Origin of the sequence: Leptothrix cholodnii SP-6 (assembly GCF_000019785.1) — a bacterium.
GTDB classification, from domain to species: Bacteria; Pseudomonadota; Gammaproteobacteria; order Burkholderiales; family Burkholderiaceae_C; genus Sphaerotilus; species Sphaerotilus cholodnii.
This window is the reverse complement of sequence record NC_010524.1, coordinates 3731828-3756973: the sequence shown is the minus strand read 5'-3', so window position 1 is coordinate 3756973 and position 25146 is coordinate 3731828. Positions and strand designations below refer to the sequence as shown.

The window sequence follows — 25146 nt, the reverse complement described above, 5'->3', positions numbered from 1 at the left end:
TCAGCGCGCCGCGCTGCCTTCGCGCAGGTAGCGATAGACCGTGGTGCGCGACACGCCCAGGTTGCGCGAGGTCTGGCTGACGCTGTGGCCGGTGCGCTCGAACTCGCGCAGCACCTGCGCCAGCGCGCCTTGCTGCAGCACCGAGATCGGCGCGGCCGATGGCGCCAGCGCCGGCAGCACCTGTTCGATGTCGGCGCGTTCGATGCGGCTGCTCTCGCACGCCAGCAACGCCCGCGTCAGCACCGAGCGCAGCTCGCGCATGTTGCCGCTCCAGGCGTGCTGCGAGAGCGCCGCGATCGCGTCGTCGCCGATGCGGGCGCTGCGGTCGATGGCCTGCAGCACGGTGTGCGCGATGGCACCGAAGTCGCTGCGCCGGCGCAGCGGTGGCAGGTCGACCCGCACGGTGTCGAGCCGGTACAGCAGGTCGGCCCGGAAGCGCCGCGCCTGCACCTCGGCCTCCAGGTCGACGTGGGTGGCGGCGAGCAGCTGCACGTCGACCTGGCGCGTGGTGGTGCTGCCGACCGGGCGCACGCGCTGGTCGTCCAGAAAACGCAGCAGCGCCGCCTGCAGCGCCAGCGGCAGCTCGCCGAGTTCGTCGAGCAGCAGCGTGCCGCCGTCGGCGCGGGCGATCAGGCCGGCGCTGCCTTCGCGTCGCGCGCCGGTGAACGAGCCGCCGGCGTAGCCGAACAGCTCGGCCTCGAACAGCTCGGCCGGGAGTGCGCCGCAGTTGACCGCCACGAACTCGCCCTGTCGGCCGCTCACGGCATGGGCGTGGTGCGCCAGCAGTTCCTTGCCGGTGCCGGTCTCGCCGTGGATCAGGATCGGCACCCGCAGCCGCACCGCCGACGCCACCGTGCGCATGGCGGCGCGCACCGCGGGGTCGTCGGCCACGAAACCGGCCACGAAGTTGGCCACGAAAGCGGGTGGCGGGTCGACGCTGTCCGCCGTGGCATGGCTGGTCCGCGCCGGTCGCTCGTGTGCCGGTGCACCGCGCGCTCGTGTCGGATGGACGACCAGGCCGGGCACACGAGGCACCGGATGGCTGGCTGGCAGGTGCACCGGTGCGGCATAGACGATGCTGCCCAGCGCATCGCGCAGGCGCAGCTGGCCGGAGTGGCGCAGCTTGGCGACGAAACGCTCGAAGGGTTCGTCGAACAGCAGGTCGAAGGCGCTGCCTCGCGCGAGTTCGAGCCCCGTCAGCAGACTCGCTGCACGGCTGTTGAAGGCGCACACACGGCCCTCGGTGTCGAAGGCCAGCAGGCCGGCGCTGAGCGTGCCGATGAACTCCGGCCGCGGGTGCACGGCCAGCACCAGCCGCGCGCGCATCTGATGCACCAGCAGGCCGTTCTCGATGTGGGTGGCGGCCATCTGCACCAGCGCCTGGGTGTGGCGCTGGCGTGATTCGAAGTAGGACGAGGCGTCGAGCACGCCGACGATGTCGCCCAGCGCGTCGCGCACCGGCGCGGCGGTGCAGGAGATCTCGCCGAGCTGCAGCAGGTAGTGCTCCAGCCCCGTCACCGCCACCGAGCGGCCGGTGGCCAGCGCGGTGCCCAGGCCGTTGGTGCCGCACAGCGCCTCGGTCCAGCAGCTGCCCGCCACGATGCCGGCGCCGCGGCCGTTCATCGTGAAGCGGTTGTCGGCGTAGAGGTCGAGGATCACGCCCTCCTGGTCGGCAAAGGCGAGCAGGAAGTTCGAGCCGGCGATCTGCTGCGCCAGCGTCTCGAGCTCGGCCCGTGCCAGCCGGCGCGTCACGCCGGCACGCTCGCGCCGTTCGGCCAGGTCGGCGGCTTCGACCACCTCGATCGAGGTGGTGGCGCGGGCGTCGAGTCCGGTCTGCATGCAGCGCACCCAGCTGTCGAGGATGTCGGCGGATGGCATGCCGTCGGGTGGCATCGCGCTGCCGCGTGCCATCACGGCATGCGCATGCGCCATCTGGCGCTGGTGGGGTTCGATCATGTCTGTCTCCTCGGGCCAATCAGCGTCGGCTTGGTGGAATTGACAGTAGCAGTGCGACCCGGGCCGCGCAACTGCACAGATTCTGGACAGTTGAGCAGGCTCGGGTTGCAGGTCTGGACAGCGCGGCTGTCGTGCTGCCCGGGCACGCTCGCACGGGTCGAGGGTGTTCCCGAATTGGTACAGCCATTGCGTACGCAGAGCTTGGCGCCGGCAGCGGCGCGGGTTCCACAACATCGATTCCGTCTGGAGACACAGGCATGAAGACATTCACTTTGGGCGCACTGGCCACCGCGGTGGCCTTGCTGGTGGCGGGCGCGGTACAGGCGCAGGCGCCGAACATCGAGAACCTCAAGCAGATGAAGGTGTCGGGCGTCGACCCGTCGATGCCGCCGGTGCCGCAGGAGGGCAAGAACGCCGCCGCGCTGCGCGAGAACCTCAAGCGCGTCAAGCTGCCGCCGGGCTTCAAGATCGAGCTCTACGCGGTGGTGCCCGATGCGCGCCACATGGCGGTGGCGCCGAGCACCAACATGCTGTTCGTCGGCACCCGCAAGAGCACCGTCTGGGCCGTCACCGACCGCAACAGCGACGGCGTGGCCGACGAGGTCAAGCCGTTCGCGCCGTCGGCCAAGTTCCACGTGCCCAACGGCGTGTGCTGGACCAAGGACGGCTTCCTGATCGTGGTCGAGCACAACCGGGTGCTCAACTTCCCGGCCGCCGAGTTCTTCTACGAAGGCGGCGACGTGGCGGTGATCGAGACCGTGGCGCAAGGCAAGCTGATCCCGCCCGAGGAGGAGTCGTACAACCACCACGCGCGCACCTGCCGCATCGGCCCGGACGGCATGCTCTACATCACCCTCGGCCAGCCCTACAACGTGCAGCCGCGCAACAAGATCGACCTGTTCAACAAGGTCGGCATCGGCGGCATCGTGCGCATGAACGCCTTTGACGGCTCCAAGCGCGAGGTCTACGCCACCGGCATCCGCAACTCGGTGGGCATCGAGTTCAACCCCAAGGACAAGACCGTCTGGTTCACCGACAACCAGACCGACGGCATGGGCGACGACATCCCCAACGGCGAGATCAACCGCGCCACCCGGGCCGGCCAGTTCTTCGGCTACCCGTGGAAGCAGGGCAAGACGCGCATGACCGACTTCGGCTACGACAAGGATCCGCTGCCCGCCAACATCACCGACCCGCAGGTCTACATGGACGCGCATGCGGCCGATCTGGGCCTGGCGTTCTACACCGGCAAGACCTTCCCGGCCAAGTACCAGGGCGGCCTGTTCTCGGCCCAGCACGGCTCGTGGAACCGCACCACACCGATCGGCGCGCGCATCATGTTCACCAGCCTGAAAGCCGACGGCACGGCCGACAAGACCGAGGTGTTCGCCGACGGCTGGCTCGACGCCGACACCGGCCTCTACCGCGGCCGCCCGGTCGACGTGGCGATGATGAAGGACGGCTCGATGCTCGTCAGCGACGACTTCGCCGGCGCGCTCTACCGCATCAGCTACAGCGCGCCGTAAGTGGGGGCCGCGTCGGTGAAATCGATGTTCTCTCGCGCGGCCCTGGCCGTGGCACTCGCCGCCTCATGCGGCGTGGCCACGGCCGACGACATCGCCCAGGGGCGGGCCAAGTCCCGCGCCTGCGCGGTGTGTCACGGGCCGCTGGGCATGGGCACGGCGCCCGATGCGCCACACCTCGCCGCCCAGCCCGCCACCTACCTGAGCCAGCAGCTGCGGGCCTTCCGCAGCGGCGAGCGCAAGCACGCGGTGATGAACGTGATCGCCAAGCCGCTGAGCGATGCCGACATCGAGCAGCTCTCGGCCTGGTTCGCCTCGCTGCAGATCGAGGTCAGGCCGCCGCCCTGACGCAGCGGCCCGACCCGGCGATCCGGCGCGCGATCAGCTCACCTGCACGCTGATCTTGCGCGGCTGCGCGTGCGCTGCCTTCGGGATGTGCACGCGCAGCACGCCCTGGCTGAGCTCGGCGCTGACCTGGTCGGCGTCGAGCTCCTTGCTGAGCGTGAAGGTGCGGCGCCAGCGCTGCAGCGTCACCTCGGCGTGGCTGACCTCCAGGCCTTGCGGCATCGGCAGCGCCAGCTCGGCGTCGATGCCGAGCTGGTCGCCTTCGACCTTCAGGTTCAGCTTGTCGCGCGCCACGCCGGGCAGGTCGGCATACAGCGTGATGCCGGTGGCGTCTTCGATCACGTCGACCGGTGTCAGCAGCGCGGGCTCCTGGCGGGCCGGGGGGGTGGATTCCAGGGTCTTGTCCCGGGTTTGGGTCACGGCATTCATCGTCGTTCTCCTGAGTCTGCAAGGGTGAGCGTTCGCGCCGGTCACTGCACCGCGATGCGGCGCGGCTGGGCCGACGCCTTGCGCTGGATGCTCACGTGCAGCACGCCGTCGCGGTAGTCGGCGCTGACCGCGTTCGGGTCGATGTCGTCGGGCAGGCTGACGACGCGCCGGAAACGCCCGGCAAAACGTTCGTTGATGTGCAGCGCGGTCTTTTCGTCCCGGGCCGGCAGGGCGCTCTTGCGCTCGCCGGCCAGGGTCAGCACGCCGCGGTCGAGATCGACCTCGATGGCCGCCGGGTCGAGGCCGGGCGCGAAGGCGTAGACCTCGACCGAGGTCGGCGTGCTGCCCACGTTGAGCGCCGGATAACCGCCGCGACCGAGCCCGCGGATGCTTGGCGAGTAGTCGAACGTGCCTTGCATGTCCTGCTGGAGTCGCTCGAGTTCGGCAAAAACATCGCGCGGGAACAAGCTTCGATACAGCATGATGGTTCCTCCAAACAAAGGGTTCGTCAGGATGCCCCGTGCGTCCTTTCGAACCGCTGCGTTCCCTCAATTCGGGTCGCGCCGGCTGGCTTTCAATACCCCAGTGAAACGGATCAGATCGCCATGGAGTTCAAGGACTACTACCAGCTGCTCGGCGTCTCGCGCGATGCCGGCGCCGACGACATCAAGAAGGCCTACCGGCGCATGGCGCGCAAGTTCCACCCCGACGTCAGCAAGGAGCCCGACGCCGCCGCGCGCATGAGCGAGGTCAACGAGGCGCACGCGGTGCTGTCCGATACCGAGCGGCGCGCCGCCTACGACGCCATCGCGCAGGGCCGCCGCCAGGGCGAGCGCTTCACGCCGCCGCCCGACTGGGACGCCGGTTTCGAGTTTTCGGGCCGCGGTTTCGACGGCAGGGGCCGCGGCGACGAGGCCGGCGGGCACAGCGACTTCTTCGACCAGCTGTTCGGCCGCATGGCCGGGGGTGCGCGTCGGCCCGGGCGTGCGGCGGGGCGGGGCGCGGGCGGCTTCAAGGTGCGTGGCGCCGACCACCACGCCAAGATCGTGCTCGACCTGGCCGATGCGTTTTCAGGTGCCACCCGCCAGGTCACGCTGCGCAGCCCGCGCAGCGACGAACACGGCCGCGTCTCGCTCGCGCCGCGCACGCTCGACGTGCGCATCCCCGCCGGCATCCGCCCCGGCCAGCAGATCCGCCTGGCCGGGCAGGGCGGCGAGGGCGTCAGCGGCGCGCAGCCGGGCGACCTGTTCCTGGAGGTGCATTTCCGCGCCCACCCGCTGTTCACGGTCGACGGCGCCAACCTGATCGCCGACCTGCCGCTGGCGCCCTGGGAGGCCGCGCTCGGTGCGGTGGTGCCGGTCGAGCTGCCCGACGGATCGAGCCTGAAGGTGCGGGTGCCCAGCGGCGCGCAGAGCGGTGCCCAGCTGACCGTGCGCGGGCGCGGGCTGCCGGCGGCATCGGCCGCGGCACCGGCCGGCGACCTCGACCTGGTGCTGAAGGTGCTGCTGCCGAGCGCCTTCGATCCGCGGGCGCGCAAGCTTTACGAGCAGATGGCCGCCGAGCTGAGCGATTTCGACGCCCGCAAGGTGGCGCGTGCCGAGGCCGAACGCCGCGCCGCGCCGGCCGAAGACAGCGACCGCGCGGCCTGAGGAAGCCCGCTCCTCAGCCGTTGGCGACTGGGCGCAGGTGGCTGGGCGCGCTGGCGCAGAAGCGCTTCTGGATCGCCGCCTCGATGCCGGCGCTGTCGAGCCCGCAGGCGGCCAGCAGCAGGGCCGGGTCGCCGTGTTCGATGAACTGGTCGGGCAGGCCGAGCGTCAGCACCGGCGTCTGCAGGCCGGCGGCCTGCAGGGCTTCCAGCACCGCCGAGCCGGCGCCGCCCATCAGGCAGCCTTCTTCGACCGTCACCAGCGCGTCGTGCGTGCGTGCCAGCTGTTCGACCAGCGCGGCGTCGAGCGGCTTGATGAAGCGCATGTTGGCGACCGTGGCATCGAGCTTCTCGGCCGCGGCCAGCGCCGGGTAGAGCAGGGTGCCGAAGGCGAGGATGGCGATGCGCGGGCCGCGCACGTGACCGCCGGCCTGGCGGCGCACTTCACCGCGGCCCCAGGGCAGCGTCTCGAAGCCGGTTTCGACGGCGGTGCCGGCACCGCTGCCACGCGGATAACGCACGGCCACCGGGCCGTCATGGGCGAAGGCGGTGCTCAGCGCGCGGCGTGTCTCGGCCTCGTCGGCCGGCGCCAGCAGCGACATGTTCGGGATGCAGCGCACGAAGGCGATGTCGTAGGCGCCGGCATGGGTGGCGCCGTCGGCCCCGACCAGCCCGGCGCGGTCGAGCGCAAACACCATGGGCAGGTTCTGCAGCGCCACGTCGTGGATCAGCTGGTCGTAGGCCCGCTGCAGGAAGGTGGAGTAGATCGCCACCACCGGCCGCAGTCCTTCGCAGGCCAGGCCGGCGGCGAAGGTGACGGCATGCTGCTCGGCGATGCCGACGTCGTGATAGCGCTCGGGGAAACGCTTGTGGAACTCGACCATGCCCGAGCCCTCGCGCATGGCCGGCGTGATCGCCACCAGCTTGGGGTCGGCGGCGGCCATGTCGCACAGCCATTGCCCGAACACCTGGGTGAAGGTGGTCTTGGGCGGCGTGGCCGGCTTGACCAGGCCGATCTGCGGGTCGAACTTGCCGGGGCCGTGATAGGCGATCGGGTCGGCCTCGGCCAGCTTGTAGCCGTAGCCCTTCTTGGTGACGACGTGCAGGAACTGCGCGCCGGGCTTGTCGCGCAGGTTCTCGAGCGTGGGGATCAGCGCGTCGAGGTCATGGCCGTCGATCGGGCCGACGTAGTTGAAGCCGAACTCCTCGAAGATCGTGCCCGGCACGACCATGCCCTTGGCGTGTTCCTCGAAGCGGCGCGCCAGCTCGAACAGCGTCGGCGCCGACTTGAGCACGCTCTTGGCGCCCTCGCGCGCGGCGGCATAGAAACGCCCGCTCAGCAGCCGGGCCAGGTACTTGTTGAGCGCGCCCACCGGCGGGCTGATCGACATGTCGTTGTCGTTGAGGATCACCAGCAGGTTGGGCACGCGACCGGCGTGCGGCATGCCGCCGTTGTTGAGCGCCTCGAAGGCCATGCCGGCGGTCATCGAGCCGTCGCCGATGATGGCCACCGCGTGGCGCTTCTCGCCCTTCTGCTGGGCGGCCAGTGCCATGCCGAGCGCGGCCGAGATCGAGGTGCTGGAGTGCGCCGTGCCGAAGGTGTCGTACTCGCTCTCGTCGCGGCGCGGAAAGCCGCTCAGGCCGCCGAGCTGGCGCAGCGTGCTCATGCGGTCGCGCCGGCCGGTGAGGATCTTGTGCGGATAGGTCTGGTGGCCCACGTCCCACACCAGCCGGTCTTCGGGCGTGTCGAAGACATGGTGCAGCGCGACGGTCAGCTCGACCGTGCCGAGGTTGGACGACAGGTGGCCGCCGGTGCGCGAGACGCTTTGCAGCACGAACTCGCGCAGTTCGTCAGCCAGCTGCTTGAGTTCGGCGCGGGACAGCCGGCGCACGTCGGCCGGCGACTGGATGCGGGGGAGCAGCGGTTGGGCGTTCATCGGGGCTTCCGTGGGGCTGCAGGCCGAGGCCGGTATCAGGAATCTCGCTCGACCACGCGGTCGGCCAGGGTGGCCAGCCAGCGCGCGTCGGCGAATGCGCCGCGTTCGAGCGCGGCGTGGGCTTGGGCATGCAAGGACTGGGCGCGCTCGCGGGCGCCTTCGAGTCCGAGCAGCGAGACATAGGTCGGCTTGTTCTGGTCGGCGTCCTTGCCGGCGGTCTTGCCCAGGGTTTCGGCGCACTGCGTGACGTCGAGGATGTCGTCGACCACCTGGAACGCCAGACCGATCGCCCAGCCGTAGTCGGCCAGTGCCTGCCATTGCGCCGGGGTGGTCCGGCCGCAGGCCGCGCCCATCAGCACGCTGGCCTGCAGCAGGGCGCCGGTCTTGCGGCCGTGCATGTCCTGCAGGGCGGCCTCGTCCATCTGCTTGCCCACGTGGGCCAGGTCGATGGCCTGGCCACCGGCCATGCCGAGCACGCCCGAGGCGCGCGCCAGCAGGCTGCACAGGCGCGCCTGCAGCGCCGGCGGCACGCCATCGTCGGTGTCTTCGGGCGTCAGCACCTCGAAGGCCAGCGCCTGCATCGCGTCGCCGGCCAGCATCGCGCGGGCCTCGCCGTACTGCACGTGCACGGTGGGCTTGCCGCGCCGCAGCACGTCGTTGTCCATGCACGGCATGTCGTCGTGGATCAGCGAATAGGCGTGGATCAGCTCGACCGCGCAGGCCGCGCGCAGGGCCGCCTCGGGGTGGCCGTCGACACAGCCGGCCGCCGCCAGCACCAGCAGCGGGCGCAGGCGCTTGCCGCCGTCGAGCACGCCGTAGCGCATCGCCAGGCCGAGTTCGGCGGGGGCGTCGGCGGGCACCTGGCGATCGAGTTCGATCTCGACCTGATCGAGCGCGGTGCGCATCCAGTCGTCGAACGGGGAGGCACTCATGGGGCGTCGTTCCAGGGCTTGAGTTGTCCGGCCTCGAGCACCTGCACCTGCTGTTCGACGGCTTCGAGCCGGGCGCGGCAGTGGCTCAGCAGCTGGGCGCCGCGCTTGTAGCTGTCGAGCAGCTGGTCGAGCGGCAGTTGGGCGTTTTCCATGCTGACCACCAGCCGCTCCAGTTCCTGCAGTGCCTGCTCGTAGCTGGCGGGTTCGGCAGGGACGGATGCAGGGGCGCTCTTGGTGGGCATGAGATGTTCGAGAAAGCCTTGGATTGTAGGCGGCCGATCAGTGCACGGTGGCTACAATCCCGTGCCCGTCTTGGGCGTCCGCCCACCCCGGCCCGCGTGTTCCGCCGCGAGCGCAGTCTGGCATTCGAACCTTCCGCCAGCCTGATCGCCCGATCCAACGGTCGACACGCATCCTTTTTCTGTCTGCCCAAGCCGGGCCGTCAGGGGTGGTGGTTCGACATGCACTTGGAGATCCTGGGGATCATGTCCGACCTGAGCATCACACTCGAAGCTCTACAGAGAAGCCGCACGCAACTGCCGGTCAGCAGCTATTTCGACCAGGCACTCTTCGACAAGGAGATGCGCCAGATCTTCCCCTCCGGACCACGCTACCTCGGGCACGAGCGCATGGTGCCCGAGGTCGGCGATTACCAGGCCCTGGCCAACGAAGGCGAGGGCCGCGCGCTGGTGCGCACGGCCCAAGGCGTCGAGCTGGTGTCCAACGTCTGCCGGCACCGCCAGGCGGTGATGCTCAAGGGCCGTGGCAACACCGGCTCCAACGTGGTGTGCCCGCTGCACCGCTGGACCTACGGCCTCGACGGCCAGCTGATCGGCGCGCCGCACTTCAAGGAAGACCCGTGCCTGAACCTGCGCAACTACCCGGTGCAGATCTGGAACGGGCTGGTCTTCGAGGCGAACGTGGACGGTCAGGGCCGTGACGTCGCTGCCGACCTGGCGGGCCTGGGGCCGCGTGCCGAGCTCGACTTCGAGGGTTATGTCTTCGACAAGGTCATCCAGCACGAGTGCAACTACAACTGGAAGACCTTCATCGAGGTCTACCTCGAGGACTACCACGTCGGCCCGTTCCACCCCGGCCTGGGCAACTTCGTCACCTGCGAAGACCTGCGCTGGGAGATGGGCCGCGAGTACTCGGTGCAGACCGTCGGCGTGGCGCAGGGCGCGGGCAAGGCGCTGGGGCGCTCGGGTTCGCCGGTCTACGAGCGCTGGCACGAACAGGTGCTGCGTTTCCAGAACGGCGTCACGCCCAAGCACGGCGCGATCTGGCTGACCTACTACCCGCACATCATGGTGGAGTGGTATCCCAACGTGCTGACGGTGTCGACGCTGCAGCCGATCAGCCCGACCAAGACGCTCAACACGGTGGAGTTCTACTACCCCGAGGAGATCGCCGCCTTCGAGCGTGACTATGTCGAGGCCCAGCAGGCCGCGTACATGGAAACCTGCATCGAGGACGACGAGATCGGCGAGCGCATGGACGCCGGACGCCTGGCGCTGCTGAAGCGCGGCGACAACGAGTTCGGCCCCTACCAGAGCCCGATGGAAGACGGCATGCAGCACTTCCACGAGTGGTATCGCCGCCAGATGGGCGACGCGGCGATCGACTGATCCGCGGGCCGTCCGGTCCCTGTGAAAGATGAAAGGCCCGCACGAGCGGGCCTTTCCTTTTGGCGCGGCGTCAGCGCCGGTCGGGTTCTGTCAGCGCAGTTCCTTCAGCGCCGCGACGCCGGTGGCCGGGAAGTCGGTGAACACGCCGTCGATGCCGAGCTTCATGTAGTACTGCATCTCGGCCTTCGGATCCTTGAAGCCGTAGCCGCTGGCGTCGTCGCGGAAGGTCCAGGTGTGCACCAGCAGGCCCTTGGCGTGTGCGGCTTCGATCACGCCGGTGCTGCCGTCGACGCGTCGGTCGTTGATCGTCAGCGTGCTGTCGCCGGTGCGTTCCACGCCGTCGTTGACCGTCTTGACGAGATAGGGCTTCCACGGGCCGACCGCATCGGCATAGGTCTTCACGAAGGTCAGGCCGGCGTCGCTCAGCAGGTCGGAGAACAGGCGCGCATCACCCGCCACCACGAAGTCGTAGGGCTGGCGGAACGGCGCGACCAGCGACATCGAGCCGTCGGCGTTGACATCGTCGGCGTCGATCAGCTGCACCAGGCGGATGTCGGTCTGGGTGTTGAGGTACTGCAGGTTGGACACCTCGAACGACTGGATGAACACCGGCGCGGTGCCCGAATTGCCGTAGATCGGGTGCAGCGTCGCGACCAGCTTGTCCTCGAACACGTTGGCCCCGAACAGGCCGGCGTGGAAGGTCGAGTGCTTGATCTCCGGGTAGATGCCCACGGTGCGGCCGGCAGCGGCGCCCTTGGTCTGCGCGAGGGTGATCACCTCGGCCAGCGTCGGGATGCCGTAGAGGCCGTCGAACGCGGTCGAGCGGCCGGCCCGGGCCTGGATGGCGCGCAGCGTCTTGATCTCGGCGAGCGTGAAGTCGCTGGCGAAGTAGGCCGTGGTCGACACGCCATCGAGCACCTTGGTGGTCTGGCGGCCGGGGAACTTGACGGCCACGTCGGTGGTGCCGTCGAGCATCGGCTCGTGGCGGGCGATCATGACGCCATCGGAGGTCAGCACCAGATCGGGCTCGATGAAGTCGGCACCGCGCGCGATCGCGCGCTCGTACGACTCCAGCGTGTGCTCGGGCAACTCGCCGCTGGCGCCACGATGGCCGATCACCAGCGGGGCAGCGCCCGACAAGGTCTTGAACTGGAGGGCGGGCGAGCTGTCGTCGCCGCCGCCGCAGGCTTGCAGGACGGCCAGTGCCGAGATCGCGATGATGGGCTTGATGCGCATGTCGATGGGCCGTTGACGGCTCGTTGCTGAGAGGGAGGTACGACGCGAGAGCGCATCTTGGTGAGAGCGCGTGTCGACGCGATGACAGGCACCGCTGGTTGCCGCGGCTACGATCGCATCCCATGTCTGCTCCCCTGATGATGGTCTGCGCCACCTTCCTGTTCGCCAGCATGGGCGTGTGCGTCAAGCTCGCCTCGGCCTGGTACGGCACCGGCGAGATCGTGATGTACCGCGGCCTGATCGGCCTGCTGCTGATGGGCGCGCTGACCCGCTGGCAGGGCGTCAGCCTGCGCACCACGGTGCCGGGCATGCACTTCTGGCGCAGCATCAGCGGCGTCACGGCGCTGTGCCTGTGGTTCTATTCGATCTCCGGCCTGCCGCTGGCCACCGGCATGACGCTCAACTACATGTCCTCGGTCTGGATGGCGCTGTTCCTGATCGGCGGCGCCGTGATGGTGGGCGGCTCACGGGTCGACGGCCGGCTGGTGGCCACCGTGCTGGCCGGCTTCGTCGGCGTGGCGCTGATCCTGCGGCCCACCATCGACGGCTCGCAGCTCTGGTACGGGCTGATCGGGCTGCTGTCGGGCGTGCTGTCGGCGATGGCCTACCTGCAGATCACCGCGCTCGGGCGCATCGGCGAGCCCGAGGGGCGGGTGGTGTTCTATTTCTCGTGCGGCGGCATGCTGGCCGGCGCGCTGCTGACGGTGCTGCTCGGCAGCTTCCACGATCACACGGTCGAGGGCGCGCTGATGCTGCTGGCGGCCGGCCTGTCCGCCACCGGCGCGCAGTGGCTGATGACCCGCGCCTACGCCATCGGCCGCCCGCTGGTGAACGCCAGCCTGAACTACCTCGGCATCGCCTTCGCCTTCGTCTACAGCGTGCTGCTGTTCGACGATCCGGTGCACTGGATGTCGGTGGCCGGCATGCTGATGGTGGTGGTGGCCGGCATCGCCGCGGCACGCCTGCGCCAGCGTCGCCATGATCAGACCGGCGGGCCGGACACGCTCTCGCCCGAGATCGAATGAGCCGCCGGTTGCACGCGTTCGCGACCGGTTCCTTTTGCAATCCCGACGTTCAACCGCAGACCATGTCCAGCGCCCACACCCCCTCCTTGCCCGCACCCCTGATCAGCGCTGCCGAGCTCGCCTCTCGCCTGAGCGGCGTGCTGCTGTTCGATGCCCGCTTCGAGCTCTCCCAGCCGCTGGCCGGCGCGGCGGCCTACGCCGAAGGCCACCTGCCCGGCGCCGCCTACCTCGATCTGGATCGCCACCTGAGCACGAAGGACAGCGCCGCTGCGCTGTGCGGCGGCCGCCACCCCTTGCCGACGGCGCCGGCCTTCGCGCACACGCTCGGCCAGCTCGGCGTCACCCCCGCGCAAGCCGTGGTGATCTACGACACCCAGGGCGGCATGTTCGCCGCGCGCGCCTGGTGGATGCTGCGCTGGCTCGGCCACCGCGAGGTGGCGGTGCTCGACGGCGGCCTGAAGGCCTGGCAGCAGGCCGGCGGCGCGCTCGAAAGCGGTGTCGTGCCGGCGCCTGCGCCGGTGGCCGACTACCCGCTGCCGGCCGACCTGGCCATGCCCACGATCGACGCTGCCACGCTGCAGGCCACGCTCGGCCGCCCGGTGCTGATCGACGCCCGCGGCGCCGAGCGTTACCGCGGTGACGTCGAGCCGCTCGACCCGGTGGCCGGCCACATCCCCGGCGCATTGAACCGGCCGTTCACGCAGAACCTCGGCGCGGACGGCCGTTTCCTGCCGGCCGACGCCTTGCGCGCGGGCTTTGCGCCGCTGCTGTCAGGCCGCCCGGCCGCCGAGGTGGTGCACCAGTGCGGCTCGGGCGTCACCGCCTGCCACAACCTGCTGGCGATGGACGTGGCCGGCCTGGCCGGCTCGCAGCTCTACCCGGGCTCGTGGAGCGAGTGGTGCAGCGACCCGGCGCGGCCGGTGGCGCGCGGCTGACGGCGTCGCCCTGGGTCGGGGTGAGTCGCCATGGATACCGCCACGCTGCTGAGCACCAACGCGCTGCTTTCGTCCGCCGCGGCACTCGTCATGTTCGTGGTCTTGCGCACACGCAAGACCTATCCCGGATTCGGTTTCTGGACCGCCGGTGTCGCGTGTCTTGCGCTGGGAGCGGCGATGCTCGTGCCCGGGGCCATGCCGCAAGCCTGGATCGTGCGGGTGTTGCGCAATGCCACGCTGCTGGGCGGCCTGCTGCTGCTGCTGCGCGGCATGCTGGTTTTCCGCGGCTATCAGGTCAGCCATCGCTGGGAAGGGCTGTTGGCAGTCATTTTCTTCGTCGTGTTCGGCTACTACAGCCTCGACCCCGCCCAGATCGATGCGCGCATCGTCATCTATTGCGTCTTGGCCGGCATCCTGAGCATCACGACAGCCATCGTCACCCTGCGTGACCGACCGCCGTACTTCGGTTCGAACGATGTCATGCTGGCACTCTGGATGCTGGTGTTTGCCGTCCTGTCCTTCGTGCGCATCGCCCATCAGCTCAGCCATCCGGATGTCAACACCGCGTTCGAAGCCTTGAAAGGCTTTGGCAGTCTTTATGCCATGGCGCAGATACTGACCGTGCAATTGATGACATTGACGCTGGTCAGCATGAATTCCCAGCGCATCGAACATGAATACGCGATCAGCGAATCACGCCTGCGAGACAGTGAGGCGCAGTTGCGCTCCATCGGCGACAACCTGCCCGATGGTTTCGTCTATCAGTTCGAGATGGGCGATGGCAAGCGGGCCTTCAGCTACATCAGCGCGGGTGTCGAGAAGATGCTCGGCCTCAGTCCCGCTGCATTGAGGGTCGATGCGCAGCCGCTGTTCGCCTTGATGGCGCCGGATTCTCGTGCGCAATACCTGCAGGACGAAGCACGCTGCCTGCGCGAGCTGACCGAATATGCCGGCGTGCTGCTGTTCAATCCGAGCGATGGACGAAAAGTCTGGTTGCACGTTCGCTCGGGGCCGATACGGCGCTTGAACGGCGAGACGGTCTGGGTCGGGGTGGCGGTCGACATCACCAAACTCAAGCTGGCGGAAGCCGAGCTGGAGCGCCATCGAAACCACCTGGAGGCGATGGTCGAGGAGCGGACCGCCGCCTTGTCCGATGCCAAGCTGGCAGCAGAAGCCGCCAATCTCGCCAAGGGCAGTTTCCTGGCCAACATGAGCCATGAAATCCGCACGCCGATGAACGCCATCATCGGTCTATCCGCTCTCTTGCTCAGAAAACCACAGGAACCGGATACCGCAGACAAGCTCGGTTTGATCGAGGCCTCCGGCAAACATCTGCTCGGCATCATCAACGACATCCTCGACCTGTCGAAGATCGAGGCGGGCAAGTTCCACCTGTCGCAAGAACGGCTGGATGTTCGCGTACTGCCGGTCAACGTGTGCTCCATGGTGGCCGAGGCAGCCCATGCCAAGGGCATCAAGCTCAAGACCGAACTGGATTTCCTGCCTCCGCGACTGCTGGGCGATCTGACTCGCATCACGCAAGCGCTGCTCAACCTCGTCAGCAACGCGATCAAGTTCACCAGGACGGGATCTGTGACCGTGCGCGCCGTCAGGGAAGAAGAGGATCAGGATTCGATCCTGCTCCGTTTCGAGGTCATCGACACGGGGATCGGAATCTCTGCGCAGGCCATGAGCCGATTGTTTTCCCCATTCGAGCAGGCCGATGCCTCGACGGTTCGCAACTTTGGTGGAACCGGTCTTGGATTGGTGATCACCCGGCGGCTGGCTCAGTTGATGGGTGGGGATGCGGGGGCAGCCAGTGTTCTGGGTGAAGGCAGCACCTTCTGGTTCACGGTGCGCCTGAAGAAGACGGACGTTGAAAACCTTGACTCGACCATGCCAACCGAGAACGCGGCGGCCGTGCAATTGCAGCACAGGTGGGCCGGGACACGAATCTTGCTGGTCGAGGACAACGAGATCAACCAGCAGGTGGCGCGGGCGATCCTGGAAGAGGTCGGTCTGGTCTGCGACCTGGCAGAAAACGGCGAAGAGGCCGTCGCGATGATCGGCAAGGCCCGACCGGGCACCTACGCACTGGCACTGATGGACATGCAGATGCCCAGAATGGACGGCGTGACGGCCACCCAAGCCATTCGGCAGCTGGAAGGTGGCAAGGACATTCCCATCGTGGCCATGACGGCGAATGCATTCAATGACGATGTGCAGCGGTGCCTGGCATCGGGCATGAATGACTTCCTGTTGAAGCCTGTTGACCCCGACAAGCTCTATGACACCCTGCTCAAGTGGCTTGGCCCGTGACGAGATCGCATCGGCGATCCGACGGCTCGCACCGCACCACGTCACACCCCTAGAAGCCGGTGACCAGCCCTTCCCGATGCCGGCGCCGCAGCAGGTCCGGCGTGGCGCGGATGTGCGCCTCCAGCGCCAGCGCCGCACGCGCCTCCTGGCCCGACATCGCCAGCTCGAAGATCTGCCGGTGTTCGGCGTGCACGTCGCGGCCGGTGTCGGGCAGGCTGATCGCGTAGCGCCGGTAGCGTTCGCCGTGCTGGGCCAGCTGGCGCAGCACCTTGTTCGTCCAGGCCGAGTTGCAGCCGCTGACCAGCGTCTCGTGGAAGCGGTTGTTGAGCGACTCCCAGTGCCGACGATGTGCGGGCTCGATCGGCTGCTCGACGGCCGACAGCTCGTCGAACACCGCCTGCAGCCGCGCGCGCCAGGCCGCATCGCCGTGGCGGATCGACAGCCGCAACGCGTCGATCTCGATGTGCACGCGCAGCCGCGTCAGGTCTTCCAGATCCTCGATCGTGATCGGCGCCACGCGGAAGCCGCGCTGCCCTTCGGCCAGCACCAGCGCGTCGCTCACCAGCCGCGTGATCGCCTCGCGCAGCGTGCCGGCGCTGACCGCGTAACGGTCTTTCAGGTGCTCGACCCGCAGCTTGTCGCCCGGTGTCAGCCGGCCTTCGACGATGTCGTCGCGCAGCTGCGCATAAGCGCGTTCGATCAGCGTGCGCGAGCCGCTGACGTTGCCATTGCTGCCGCCGTTCACGGTCACGCCGTCGCTTGCCGGATCGCTCAGAAAAGATCGTTTTGCCATCTCTCGGCCCTCAATCGCGCGAGCGTTCGCGCACGCGGCTGAGCCGGTAGCTCAGCTGCGGGCGGGTCAGGCCGAGCGCCCGGGCGGCGGCGGCCAGGTTGCCACCGTTGCGCTGCACGGCCTCCTGGATCAGGCCGTCTTCGAGTGCATCCAGGCTCAGGCCGTGGCGCAGCACCTCGTCGTAGAGCGTGTCGATCTGGGCCGGCGCGCCGCGCTCCAACGCACCGGCGGCGTTGACCGTCACGGTGGTCTGGCCCGGCGGGGTCGGGAACAGGTCGTCGATGTCGACCGGCTGGCCGGCGCCGGCGACGATGATGCCGCGCTCGATCAGGTTCTCGAGTTCGCGCACATTGCCCGGCCAGGCGTAGTGGCGCATGGCCTCCAGCGCGCGGTCGGTCAGGCCCTGCACGCGTTTCTGATGCAGCGTGGCGAAGTGCTGCAGCAGGTGCAGCGCCAGCGGCTCGATGTCCTCGACCCGCTCGCGCAGCGGCGGGATGCGGATCGGGTAGACGTTGAGCCGGTACATCAGGTCGCGCCGGAAGCGCCCGGCCGCCACCGCCGCCTCCAGGTCGACGTTGGTCGCCGCCACCACCCGAACGTCGACGCGGCGCGCCTGCGTGCTGCCCAGGCGCTCGATCTCGCCGTGCTGCAGCACGCGCAGCAGCTTGGCCTGCGCCGGCAGCGGCAGCTCACCCAGCTCGTCGAGAAACAGCGTGCCGCCGTCGGCGCGCTCGAAGCGCCCGGCGCGCGCCGCACCGGCGCCGGTGTAGGCGCCTTTTTCGGCGCCGAACAGCTCGCTCTCGATCAGATCGGCCGGCAGCGCGGCGCAGTTGATCGCGACGAACGGCCGATCGGCGCGCGTGCTCATCGCGTGCAGGGCGCGTGCAAAACGCTCCTTGCCGACCCCGGTCTCGCCGGTCAGCAGCACCGTCACCTGCGTGGCCGCGGCCTTGCGCAGCAGCTCGGCGGCACGCTGGAAGGCGCGTGACTGGCCGATCAGCTCGCCCAAGTCGTCACGCGGCGCGAGGGTGGAGCGCAGCGTCTCGACCTCGGACTGCAGATCCTCGATGCGCACCAGCAGCGAATCGGGGTCGTAGTCGCGCGCCAGCAGATCGCCGTCCGGCCAGGCCGACTGCGGCCGGCCCTCGATGCGGCAATGCGCATGGCCGCAGCCGCTGCATTGAAGTTCGCGGTAGATCACCCGCTGGCCCATGAAGGCGCTGACGTAACCCGAGGCGTAGCCGATCAGCATCCAGCACACCGGCTCGTCCTGCGGGCCGAAGTCGCGCAGATGGGTCTCGACCTCCCACGAGTGATCCCAGCGGAACACGCCGACGTGGTGGCCGCTGGCCATGTCGAGCTCGAAACGTTCGGGCGTGACCTGCACCGCGCCTTCGAGCATGTGCAGCTGTGGCCCGACCGCGAACAGGTCGAACATCGACGCGCCCGGGCGCACCTGCCGCGCCAGCGCCGCGTCGCGCTGGCCCGCGGCGTAGCCGGCGCGCATCAGCACCCGGCGCGTCTGCTCGCGGCCGATGCTCTGCATCAGCTCGCGCCGCAGGCTGCCCAGCGCCTCGGCGTGGACCAGCAGCATGCGGTGGCCGGCCAGCCAGATACGGCCGTCCGAGGCCGAGAAGTTGACCAGCCGGCGCAGGTCGGCGTCCGGCGGCAGGGGCGGCATCGAATGGGGTTCCATCGGCAGATTATCGATAAACAGGCATCTGGCGCGCCACAGCGTTGTCCCGGGGTCGATGAATGATTTGATCATTTCAGCAGATCGCACTTCATCATCCTGATGAAATCATCATGCTGCTGTGCACAAATCACTGTAACGAGGTGTCGAGACGCCAGAAGCCGCCTGGCTGACCGGTTTCAGCGGGGGCTCGTCGTTCGGGGTTTTCCCTGAATTATCGAGATTATTGGGATGTCGACGGCTCGACTGGCACAGCCCGTGCGTTGTGATCGACATGCAAGCCGCCTCGATCCAGCGCATGAACCCCCAACCCACACCCGAACAGGAACCCGTTGTCTGCGACCCCTCGCGCCGCTACGTGCGGCTCACCGAGCGGCGTGCCGACGGCCTGGTGGCCTTCGAGTTCTCGATCGGCTGGCCCGAGCTGGCGGTCGAGCTGCTGCTGCCCGAGGCCGCATTCACCGAGTTCTGCAGCACCAACCGGGTCATCCGGCTGGACCTCTGATCCGGGCCACACAGAGCCCCGTCCCACCCCCGAGGAGACAAGTCCCGATGAACATCGACCTGCAGGCGCGCGAGATCCAGCCCTTGCGCAACACCTACGCCCACGTTGCCCAATACATCGGCGGCGACAAGGTGGCGTCGCGTTACCAGGAGGCCACCTTCGGCGCGCAGCCGATGGTGAACTTCCATTACCGGCCGACCTGGGATCCGACACACGAGCTGTTCGACGCCAGCCGCAGCGCCATCGTGCTGGCCGACTGGTACGTGCTCAAGGATCCGCGCCAGTTCTATTACGCCAACTGGACCATGACCCGGGCGCGCCAGCAGGACGCGATGGAATCGAACTTCCAGTTCGTCGACTCGCGCGGCATGGTCGACAAGATCCCCGACGCCGTGCGCCACCAGGCCCTGGCAGTGCTGATGCCGCTGCGCCACGCCGCCTGGGGCGCCAACATGAACAACGCCTCGGTCTGCGCCTACGGCTGGGGTACCGCCTTCACCGCGCCGGCGATGTTCCACGCGATGGACAACCTCGCGGTGGCGCAGTACCTGACCCGTCTGGGCCTGGCGCTCGACGACCCGTCGGTGCTCGACGAAGGCAAGCAGGCCTGGCTCGACGATCCGCGCTGGCAGGGCCTGCGCCGCTACGTCGAAGACACGCTGGTGGTGAAGGATCCGTTCGAGCTGTTCGTGGCGCAGAACCTGGCGCTCGACGGCCTGCTGTACCCGCTGATCTACGGCAGTTTCGTCGACGAGCACATCGCCTTGCAGGGCGGCACCGCGGTGGCGATGCTGACCGCCTTCATGCCCGAGTGGCACGACGAAAGCGCACGCTGGGTCGATGCGGTGATCAAGACCGCGGCGGCAGCGAGCGAAACCAACCGCGGCCTGCTGCAGCAGTGGGTGGCGCAGTGGAGCGAACGGGCCGAGGCGGCACTCGCCCCGGTGGCGCAGCTGGCGCTGGGCGAGGCCGGCAACGAGGCCCTCGGCGAGGCCCGCGCCCGAGTCACCGAGCGCTGCCGCAAGGCCGGCGTCGGCGCCTGAACGCTGCGCTCTTCACCCGTCAAGGAACCCGCATGTCCAACGTATTCATCGCCTTCCAGCACAACGAAGACTCGCGCCCGGTGATCGACGCGATCGTGGCCGACAACCCCGCCGCGGTGGTGGTGCACTCGCCCGGCCTGGTCAAGATCGACGCGCCCGACCGCCTGACGATCCGCCGCGAAACGATCGAGGCCCAGACCGGCCGCCCCTATGACCTGCAGGCCATCCACGTCAATCTGGTGACGCTGTCCGGCCACATCGACGAAGACGACGATCAGCTGACGCTCAGCTGGCAGCACTGAATCAAGCCCACCGAGGAGACAGAGATGGACACCCGTGTCGTGAAGAAGAAACTCGGTCTGAAGGACCGCTACGCCGCCATGACCCGCGGCCTGGGCTGGGAGACCACCTACCAGCCGATGGAGAAGGTCTTTCCGTACGACAAGTACGAGGGCATCAAGATCCACGACTGGAACAAGTGGGAAGACCCGTTCCGCCTGACGATGGACGCCTACTGGAAATACCAGGGTGAGAAGGAGAAGAAGCTCTACGCGGTGATCGACGCCTTTGCGCAGAACAACGGCCAGCTGGGCGTGAGCGACGCGCGTTACGTCAATGCGCTCAAGCTCTTCATTCAAGGCGTGACGCCGCTCGAATACTACGCACACCGCGGCTTCGCACACGTGGGCCGCCAGTTCACCGGCGAGGGCGCACGGGTGGCCGCGCAGATGCAGTCGATCGACGAACTGCGCCATTACCAGACCGAGACGCACGCGATCTCGCACTACAACAAGTACTTCAACGGCATGCATCACTCGAACCACTGGTTCGACCGGGTCTGGTATCTGTCGGTGCCGAAGTCCTTCTTCGAGGATGCGATCACCGGCGGGCCGTTCGAGTTTCTGGTGGCGGTGAGCTTCTCGTTCGAATACGTGCTGACGAACCTGCTGTTCGTGCCCTTCATGAGCGGCGCGGCGCACAACGGCGACATGTCGACCGTGACCTTCGGCTTCTCGGCGCAATCGGACGAATCGCGCCACATGACACTCGGCATCGAGTGCATCAAGTTCCTGCTCGAACAGGATCCGGCCAATGTGCCGATCGTGCAGGGCTGGATCGATAAGTGGTTCTGGCGCGGCTATCGCCTGCTCACGCTGGTGGCGATGATGCAGGACTACATGCTGCCCAAGCGCGTGATGAGCTGGAAGGAAGCCTGGGAGATGTACGCCGAGCAGAACGGCGGCGCGCTGTTCAAGGATCTGGCGCGTTACGGCATCCGCGAGCCCAAGGGCTGGAAGGACGCCTGTGAAGGCAAGGACCACATCAGCCACCAGGCCTGGGCCACCTTCTACAACTACAACGCTGCCGCGCCCTTCCACACCTGGATTCCCAAGGAAGACGAGCTGGCCTGGCTGTCGGAAAAGTACCCCGACACCTTCGACAAGTACTACCGCCCGCGCCTTGAGCACTGGCAGGCCGAGGCCGAGAAAGGCAACCGCTTCTACAACAAGACGCTGCCGATGCTGTGCACCACCTGCCAGATCCCGATGCTGTTCACCGAGCCCGGTGACGCCAGCAAGATCTGCTACCGCGAGAGCGATTACCTGGGCGACAAGTACCACTTCTGCTCGGACCACTGCAAAGGCATCTTCGATTTCGAGCCACAGAAGTACGTGCAGAGCTGGCTGCCGGTGCACCAGATCTACCAGGGCCACTGCTTCAAGCCGGACACCGATCCGACCGCCGAAGGCTTCGATCCGCTGATCGCGGTGCTGCAGTGGTACGAGATGGAAATCGGCCGCGACAACTTCGATTTCGAAGGCTCCGAAGACCAGAAGAACTTTGCCGCCTGGCGCGGTGAAACCCTGCCCGGCGCAGCCGAGGCCAGCCCTGCAGAAGGAGTGCAGAAATGAGCGTCGTCGCCCTCGAACCTTATTCGTTTCCGGCCAAGGATGTGCGCGAGAACTTCCCCGCGCCGCTGCTCTACATCGGCTGGGAAGACCACCTGCTGTTCTGCGCGCCCTTCTGCCTGCCGCTGCCACCCGACATGCCGTTCGGCGCCATAGCCGCCGCAGTGCTGCCGGGCATCTACGGCTATCACCCGGACTTTGCCAAGATCGACTGGTCGACCGTGCAGTGGTTCAAGAGCGGCCAGCCGTGGTCGCCCGATCCGGCCAGGTCATTGGCCGAGAACGGGCTGAAGCACAAGGACGCGATCCGCTTCCGTGCGCCCGGCCTGACCGGCATCAAGGGCTCGTTCAGCTGAAACCGCCAGGCCAGAGCCATGAGTTATCGACTCACCATTGAACCGCTGGGCGCGACCATCGAGGTCGAAGAAGGCCAGACCGTGCTCGACGCCGCGCTGCGCCAGGGCATCTACATCCCGCATGCCTGCTGCCACGGGCTGTGCGGAACCTGCAAGGTGCAGGTGAGCGACGGCGAGGTCGATCTCGGCGCGGCCAATCCGTTTGCGCTGATGGATTTCGAGCGTGACGAAGGCAAGGCGCTGGCGTGCTGCTGCACGCTGCAGAGCGACGTCACGATCGAGGCCGACATCGAGGAAGAGCCCGACGCCGAGGTCATCCCGGTGCGCGACTTCGCCGCCAGCGTGACGCGCATCGTCGACCTCACGCCCACCATCAAGGCGCTGCACCTGGCGCTCGACAAGCCGATCGGGTTTCAGGCCGGTCAATACGTGCAGATCGAGATCCCGGGCCTCGGGCAGAGCCGGGCCTTCTCGATCGCCAACTCGCCGGCGGCAGTCGAGAAGAGCGGCGAGATCGAGTTGAACGTGCGCATCGTCGCCGGTGGCGCGGGCACCGGCTACCTGCATCAGCAGTTGCAGGTGGGCGACCGGCTGCGGCTGGCCGGGCCGTACGGGCGCTTCTTCGTGCGCCGGTCGGCAGGCAAGCCGATGCTGTTCATGGCCGGCGGCTCGGGCCTGTCGAGCCCGCGTTCGATGATCGTCGACCTGCTCGAAGGCGGCTGCACGCTGCCGATCACGCTGGTCTACGGTCAGCGATCGCGAGACGAGCTTTATTACGACGCCGAGTTCCGCGCGCTGGCCGAGCAGCACCCGAACTTCAGCTACGTGCCGGCCTTGTCGAACGAGGCCGAAGGCTCTGGCTGGACCGGCGCACGCGGCTACGTGCACGACGCGGCGAAGGCGCATTTCGGCGGCAGCTTCCAGGGCCAGCAGGCCTATCTGTGCGGGCCGCCGCCGATGGTCGAGGCCTGCATCGGCACGCTGATGCAGGGCCGGCTGTTCGAGCGCGACATCTACACCGAGAAGTTCCTCTCGGCGGCCGATGCGCAGAACGCGCGCAGCCCTCTCTTCAAGCGGGTGTGAAGCAGTCATGGCGTTCTCATTCGACAGCCGACCCAAGGTGAATGTCTGCGTGGCGCAGACCGGCGAGAGCTACCCCTGCGCCACCAACGAGAGCCTGCTCAAGGGCATGCTCAAACTCGGCCGCAAGGGCATCCCTGCGGGTTGCGTGAACGGCGGCTGCGGGGTGTGCAAGGTGCGCATCGTCGAGGGCAGCGTGACCGTGCTCGGGCCGGTCAGCCGGGCCCATGTGAGTGCCGAAGAAGAGGGCTGCGGCATCACGCTGGCCTGCCGCGTGGCCCCCGCCACCGCGGTGCGGCTGGAGGTGATCGGCAAGCTCGAGAAACCTTTTTCCAAACGGCCCGCCCCAGCGGCGGACCACAGAGCAACGCTGCAGATGACGCAGCAACAAGGAGACATGTGATGGGTGTAATGCGTATTGGCCATGCGAGCCTGCGGGTGATGGACATGGCGGCTGCCGTGAAACATTACGAAAACGTGCTGGGCCTGAAGACGACGATGGTCGACAAGGCCGGCAACGTCTATCTCAAGTGCTGGGACGAGTGGGACAAGTACTCGCTGATCCTGACCCCGTCGGACCAGGCGGGGCTCAATCACGTCGCCTACAAGGTCGAGAAGGATGCCGATCTCGACGAGCTGAAAACCAAGGTCGAGGCCTGGGGCGTCAAGACCACGCTGCTGCCCGAAGGCACGCTGCCGTCGACCGGCCGCATGCTGCAGTTCAATCTGCCCAGCGGCCACGAGATGCGGCTGTATGCGATGAAGGAATACGTGGGCACCGAGGTCGGCACCACCAACCCCGACCCCTGGCCCGATGGCCTGAAGGGCGCCGGCGCGCACTGGCTCGACCACCTGTTGCTGATGTGCGAGATGAACCCGCCCGAGGGCATCAACACCGTGGCCGACAACACCCGCTTCATGACCGAGGCGCTCGACTTCTTCCTGACCGAGCAGGTGCTGGTCGGCCCGAACGGCGACATGCAGGCGGCCACCTGGCTGAGCCGCACCACCACGCCGCACGACATCGCCTTTGTCGGCGGCCCGAAGAGCGGGCTGCACCACATCGCCTATTTCCTCGACTCGTGGCACGACGTGCTGAAGGCCGCCGACGTGATGGCCAAGAACAAGACCAAGATCGACGTGGCGCCCACCCGCCACGGCATCACGCGCGGCGAGACGATCTACTTTTTCGACCCGAGCGGCAACCGCAACGAAACCTTCGCCGGCCTGGGCTACCTGGCGCAGCGCGACCGGCCGGTGACGACCTGGACCGAAGACCAGCTCGGCAGCGGGATCTTCTATCACACGGGTGAACTGGTGGCCTCGTTCACCGAGGTCTACACCTGAGCACACGGAGCCGCAAGCCATGAGCGATCGCCTCGAGCGCAGCAGCGTGCCGCAACATGTGATCAGCGCCGAGGCAGCCGCGCAGGCGGTGGCCGCCGCGGTGGCGCACGCCGGCACGCTGGGCGTGCGCATCAACGCCGCGGTGGTCGACGGTGGCGGCACGCTGGCCGCCTTCCTGCGCATGCCGGGTGCCTTTCTGCATTCGGTCGAGATCGCGATCGACAAGGCCTACACCGCGGCGAGTTTCGGCTTCCCGACGGCGCAGTGGCCGGCGGTGTTCGGCAGCGACGAGCTGCTGCGCATCGGCCTGTCGCAGCGCCCGCGCCTGGTCGTGATCGGCGGGGGTTTGCCGATCCATCTCAAAGGCCCCGATGGCAGCGCGCTGATCGGCGGCATCGGCGTCTCGGGCGCCTCGGCCGAGCAGGACGAAGCCTGTGCTCTCGCGGGCCTGCGGGCGATCGGCCTTACATCCTGACGGCCGCGTGCCGTCAGCCTATTTCAATCACTCC

25 protein-coding genes are annotated in these 25146 nt (G+C 67.9%); 16 read left to right on the top strand and 9 right to left on the bottom strand.

What is annotated here, in order from left to right:
- Complete coding sequence (locus LCHO_RS16845) at positions 1 to 1956, bottom strand: sigma-54-dependent Fis family transcriptional regulator (protein ID WP_012348384.1); 1956 nt, start codon at positions 1954 to 1956, stop codon at positions 1 to 3.
- Between the two features lie 257 nt (positions 1957 to 2213).
- Here LCHO_RS16845 and LCHO_RS16840 point away from each other — a divergent pair, with 257 nt between their 5' ends.
- Both LCHO_RS16840 and LCHO_RS16835 read left to right on the top strand, forming a co-directional pair.
- Entirely contained in the window at positions 2214 to 3482 is a 1269-nt protein-coding gene (locus tag LCHO_RS16840; RefSeq protein ID WP_012348383.1) for a PQQ-dependent sugar dehydrogenase, read from the top strand.
- A gap of 24 nt (positions 3483 to 3506) precedes the next feature.
- The gene (locus LCHO_RS16835; RefSeq protein WP_012348382.1) at positions 3507 to 3827 is read left to right on the top strand and encodes a c-type cytochrome; all 321 of its coding nucleotides are present in this window, start codon (positions 3507 to 3509) and stop codon (positions 3825 to 3827) included.
- A gap of 33 nt (positions 3828 to 3860) precedes the next feature.
- Here the strand turns inward: LCHO_RS16835 and LCHO_RS16830 are convergent, their stop codons facing one another.
- Entirely contained in the window at positions 3861 to 4253 is a 393-nt protein-coding gene (locus LCHO_RS16830) for an Hsp20/alpha crystallin family protein (RefSeq protein ID WP_012348381.1), read from the bottom strand.
- A gap of 41 nt (positions 4254 to 4294) precedes the next feature.
- Entirely contained in the window at positions 4295 to 4735 is a 441-nt protein-coding gene (locus LCHO_RS16825; protein ID WP_012348380.1) for an Hsp20/alpha crystallin family protein, read from the bottom strand.
- A 123-nt stretch (positions 4736 to 4858) separates the two neighbouring features.
- Between LCHO_RS16825 and LCHO_RS16820 the strand changes: the two genes are divergently transcribed.
- Entirely contained in the window at positions 4859 to 5902 is a 1044-nt protein-coding gene (locus LCHO_RS16820; RefSeq protein WP_012348379.1) for a DnaJ C-terminal domain-containing protein, read from the top strand.
- Positions 5903 to 5915: 13 nt separating this feature from the next.
- Here LCHO_RS16820 and dxs read toward each other — a convergent pair whose 3' ends face one another.
- The 3 genes from dxs to xseB are packed head-to-tail and all read right to left on the bottom strand — an operon-like array spanning position 5916 to position 9009.
- On the bottom strand, positions 5916 to 7835 hold the full coding sequence (gene dxs, locus LCHO_RS16815; protein ID WP_012348378.1) for a 1-deoxy-D-xylulose-5-phosphate synthase: 1920 nt from the start codon (positions 7833 to 7835) through the stop codon (positions 5916 to 5918).
- A 35-nt stretch (positions 7836 to 7870) separates the two neighbouring features.
- Positions 7871 to 8767 (bottom strand): polyprenyl synthetase family protein, encoded by an 897-nt coding sequence (locus LCHO_RS16810; protein ID WP_012348377.1) that lies wholly within the window; start codon positions 8765 to 8767, stop codon positions 7871 to 7873.
- Positions 8764 to 9009, bottom strand: coding sequence for an exodeoxyribonuclease VII small subunit (gene xseB / locus LCHO_RS16805; RefSeq protein WP_012348376.1), 246 nt, complete (start codon positions 9007 to 9009; stop codon positions 8764 to 8766). The genes LCHO_RS16810 and xseB overlap by 4 nt, the downstream gene beginning before the upstream one ends.
- A gap of 243 nt (positions 9010 to 9252) precedes the next feature.
- Here xseB and LCHO_RS16800 point away from each other — a divergent pair, with 243 nt between their 5' ends.
- Entirely contained in the window at positions 9253 to 10395 is a 1143-nt protein-coding gene (locus LCHO_RS16800; protein ID WP_043705692.1) for an aromatic ring-hydroxylating oxygenase subunit alpha, read from the top strand.
- Positions 10396 to 10485: 90 nt separating this feature from the next.
- Here the strand turns inward: LCHO_RS16800 and LCHO_RS16795 are convergent, their stop codons facing one another.
- On the bottom strand, positions 10486 to 11631 hold the full coding sequence (locus tag LCHO_RS16795; protein WP_012348374.1) for a glycerophosphodiester phosphodiesterase: 1146 nt from the start codon (positions 11629 to 11631) through the stop codon (positions 10486 to 10488).
- Between the two features lie 122 nt (positions 11632 to 11753).
- Here LCHO_RS16795 and LCHO_RS16790 point away from each other — a divergent pair, with 122 nt between their 5' ends.
- The 3 genes from LCHO_RS16790 to LCHO_RS16780 all read left to right on the top strand — a co-directional run bounded on the left by LCHO_RS16790 (position 11754) and on the right by LCHO_RS16780 (position 15910).
- A complete protein-coding gene (locus LCHO_RS16790) occupies positions 11754 to 12656 on the top strand; it encodes a DMT family transporter (protein WP_050757393.1) in 903 nt (300 codons plus the stop codon).
- A gap of 86 nt (positions 12657 to 12742) precedes the next feature.
- On the top strand, positions 12743 to 13591 hold the full coding sequence (locus tag LCHO_RS16785) for a sulfurtransferase (RefSeq protein ID WP_043704416.1): 849 nt from the start codon (positions 12743 to 12745) through the stop codon (positions 13589 to 13591).
- 30 nt (positions 13592 to 13621) lie between these two features.
- On the top strand, positions 13622 to 15910 hold the full coding sequence (locus LCHO_RS16780; protein ID WP_012348371.1) for a response regulator: 2289 nt from the start codon (positions 13622 to 13624) through the stop codon (positions 15908 to 15910).
- A gap of 49 nt (positions 15911 to 15959) precedes the next feature.
- On the opposite strand, the gene LCHO_RS16775 is transcribed toward LCHO_RS16780, so the two are convergent.
- On the bottom strand, positions 15960 to 16703 hold the full coding sequence (locus tag LCHO_RS16775; RefSeq protein WP_012348370.1) for a GntR family transcriptional regulator: 744 nt from the start codon (positions 16701 to 16703) through the stop codon (positions 15960 to 15962).
- Positions 16704 to 16713: 10 nt separating this feature from the next.
- Positions 16714 to 18399, bottom strand: coding sequence for a sigma-54-dependent Fis family transcriptional regulator (locus tag LCHO_RS16770; RefSeq protein ID WP_043704414.1), 1686 nt, complete (start codon positions 18397 to 18399; stop codon positions 16714 to 16716).
- A gap of 295 nt (positions 18400 to 18694) precedes the next feature.
- Between LCHO_RS16770 and LCHO_RS16765 the strand changes: the two genes are divergently transcribed.
- The 9 genes from LCHO_RS16765 to LCHO_RS16725 are packed head-to-tail and all read left to right on the top strand — an operon-like array spanning position 18695 to position 25112.
- Positions 18695 to 18901, top strand: a complete 207-nt coding sequence (locus LCHO_RS16765; protein ID WP_043705690.1) for a phenol hydroxylase subunit — start codon at positions 18695 to 18697, stop codon at positions 18899 to 18901.
- A gap of 47 nt (positions 18902 to 18948) precedes the next feature.
- Complete coding sequence (locus LCHO_RS16760) at positions 18949 to 19944, top strand: aromatic/alkene monooxygenase hydroxylase subunit beta (protein WP_012348367.1); 996 nt, start codon at positions 18949 to 18951, stop codon at positions 19942 to 19944.
- Positions 19945 to 19976: 32 nt separating this feature from the next.
- Entirely contained in the window at positions 19977 to 20246 is a 270-nt protein-coding gene (locus tag LCHO_RS16755; RefSeq protein WP_012348366.1) for an MmoB/DmpM family protein, read from the top strand.
- Between the two features lie 24 nt (positions 20247 to 20270).
- Entirely contained in the window at positions 20271 to 21857 is a 1587-nt protein-coding gene (locus LCHO_RS16750; protein ID WP_012348365.1) for an aromatic/alkene/methane monooxygenase hydroxylase/oxygenase subunit alpha, read from the top strand.
- Positions 21854 to 22210 (top strand): phenol hydroxylase subunit P4, encoded by a 357-nt coding sequence (locus LCHO_RS16745; protein ID WP_012348364.1) that lies wholly within the window; start codon positions 21854 to 21856, stop codon positions 22208 to 22210. Before LCHO_RS16750 ends, LCHO_RS16745 begins: the two co-directional genes overlap by 4 nt.
- Positions 22211 to 22228: 18 nt before the next feature.
- The gene (locus LCHO_RS16740; protein WP_012348363.1) at positions 22229 to 23293 is read left to right on the top strand and encodes an NADH:ubiquinone reductase (Na(+)-transporting) subunit F; all 1065 of its coding nucleotides are present in this window, start codon (positions 22229 to 22231) and stop codon (positions 23291 to 23293) included.
- Between the two features lie 7 nt (positions 23294 to 23300).
- Entirely contained in the window at positions 23301 to 23693 is a 393-nt protein-coding gene (locus LCHO_RS16735; protein WP_012348362.1) for a 2Fe-2S iron-sulfur cluster binding domain-containing protein, read from the top strand.
- Positions 23693 to 24637 carry a catechol 2,3-dioxygenase gene (locus tag LCHO_RS16730; protein ID WP_012348361.1) on the top strand — a complete coding sequence of 315 codons (945 nt, stop codon included), beginning with the start codon at positions 23693 to 23695 and terminating at the stop codon, positions 24635 to 24637. The genes LCHO_RS16735 and LCHO_RS16730 overlap by 1 nt, the downstream gene beginning before the upstream one ends.
- Before the next feature lie 19 nt (positions 24638 to 24656).
- Positions 24657 to 25112 (top strand): GlcG/HbpS family heme-binding protein, encoded by a 456-nt coding sequence (locus tag LCHO_RS16725; RefSeq protein WP_012348360.1) that lies wholly within the window; start codon positions 24657 to 24659, stop codon positions 25110 to 25112.
- Positions 25113 to 25146 lie beyond the last annotated feature (34 nt).

Bases quoted from the DNA above. Each gene is read 5' to 3' on its own strand.
- LCHO_RS16845 (WP_012348384.1), bottom strand. From the start codon at position 1,956: ATGATCGAACCCCACCAGCGCCAGATGGCGCATGCGCATGCCGTGATG.
- LCHO_RS16840 (WP_012348383.1), top strand. From the start codon at position 2,214: ATGAAGACATTCACTTTGGGCGCACTGGCCACCGCGGTGGCCTTGCTG.
- LCHO_RS16835 (WP_012348382.1), top strand. From the start codon at position 3,507: ATGTTCTCTCGCGCGGCCCTGGCCGTGGCACTCGCCGCCTCATGCGGC.
- LCHO_RS16830 (WP_012348381.1), bottom strand. From the start codon at position 4,253: ATGAATGCCGTGACCCAAACCCGGGACAAGACCCTGGAATCCACCCCC.
- LCHO_RS16825 (WP_012348380.1), bottom strand. From the start codon at position 4,735: ATGCTGTATCGAAGCTTGTTCCCGCGCGATGTTTTTGCCGAACTCGAG.
- LCHO_RS16820 (WP_012348379.1), top strand. From the start codon at position 4,859: ATGGAGTTCAAGGACTACTACCAGCTGCTCGGCGTCTCGCGCGATGCC.
- dxs (WP_012348378.1), bottom strand. From the start codon at position 7,835: ATGAACGCCCAACCGCTGCTCCCCCGCATCCAGTCGCCGGCCGACGTG.
- LCHO_RS16810 (WP_012348377.1), bottom strand. From the start codon at position 8,767: ATGAGTGCCTCCCCGTTCGACGACTGGATGCGCACCGCGCTCGATCAG.
- xseB (WP_012348376.1), bottom strand. From the start codon at position 9,009: ATGCCCACCAAGAGCGCCCCTGCATCCGTCCCTGCCGAACCCGCCAGC.
- LCHO_RS16800 (WP_043705692.1), top strand. From the start codon at position 9,253: ATGTCCGACCTGAGCATCACACTCGAAGCTCTACAGAGAAGCCGCACG.
- LCHO_RS16795 (WP_012348374.1), bottom strand. From the start codon at position 11,631: ATGCGCATCAAGCCCATCATCGCGATCTCGGCACTGGCCGTCCTGCAA.
- LCHO_RS16790 (WP_050757393.1), top strand. From the start codon at position 11,754: ATGTCTGCTCCCCTGATGATGGTCTGCGCCACCTTCCTGTTCGCCAGC.
- LCHO_RS16780 (WP_012348371.1), top strand. From the start codon at position 13,622: ATGGATACCGCCACGCTGCTGAGCACCAACGCGCTGCTTTCGTCCGCC.
- LCHO_RS16775 (WP_012348370.1), bottom strand. From the start codon at position 16,703: ATGGCAAAACGATCTTTTCTGAGCGATCCGGCAAGCGACGGCGTGACC.
- LCHO_RS16770 (WP_043704414.1), bottom strand. From the start codon at position 18,399: ATGGAACCCCATTCGATGCCGCCCCTGCCGCCGGACGCCGACCTGCGC.
- LCHO_RS16765 (WP_043705690.1), top strand. From the start codon at position 18,695: ATGAACCCCCAACCCACACCCGAACAGGAACCCGTTGTCTGCGACCCC.
- LCHO_RS16760 (WP_012348367.1), top strand. From the start codon at position 18,949: ATGAACATCGACCTGCAGGCGCGCGAGATCCAGCCCTTGCGCAACACC.
- LCHO_RS16755 (WP_012348366.1), top strand. From the start codon at position 19,977: ATGTCCAACGTATTCATCGCCTTCCAGCACAACGAAGACTCGCGCCCG.
- LCHO_RS16750 (WP_012348365.1), top strand. From the start codon at position 20,271: ATGGACACCCGTGTCGTGAAGAAGAAACTCGGTCTGAAGGACCGCTAC.
- LCHO_RS16745 (WP_012348364.1), top strand. From the start codon at position 21,854: ATGAGCGTCGTCGCCCTCGAACCTTATTCGTTTCCGGCCAAGGATGTG.
- LCHO_RS16740 (WP_012348363.1), top strand. From the start codon at position 22,229: ATGAGTTATCGACTCACCATTGAACCGCTGGGCGCGACCATCGAGGTC.
- LCHO_RS16735 (WP_012348362.1), top strand. From the start codon at position 23,301: ATGGCGTTCTCATTCGACAGCCGACCCAAGGTGAATGTCTGCGTGGCG.
- LCHO_RS16730 (WP_012348361.1), top strand. From the start codon at position 23,693: ATGGGTGTAATGCGTATTGGCCATGCGAGCCTGCGGGTGATGGACATG.
- LCHO_RS16725 (WP_012348360.1), top strand. From the start codon at position 24,657: ATGAGCGATCGCCTCGAGCGCAGCAGCGTGCCGCAACATGTGATCAGC.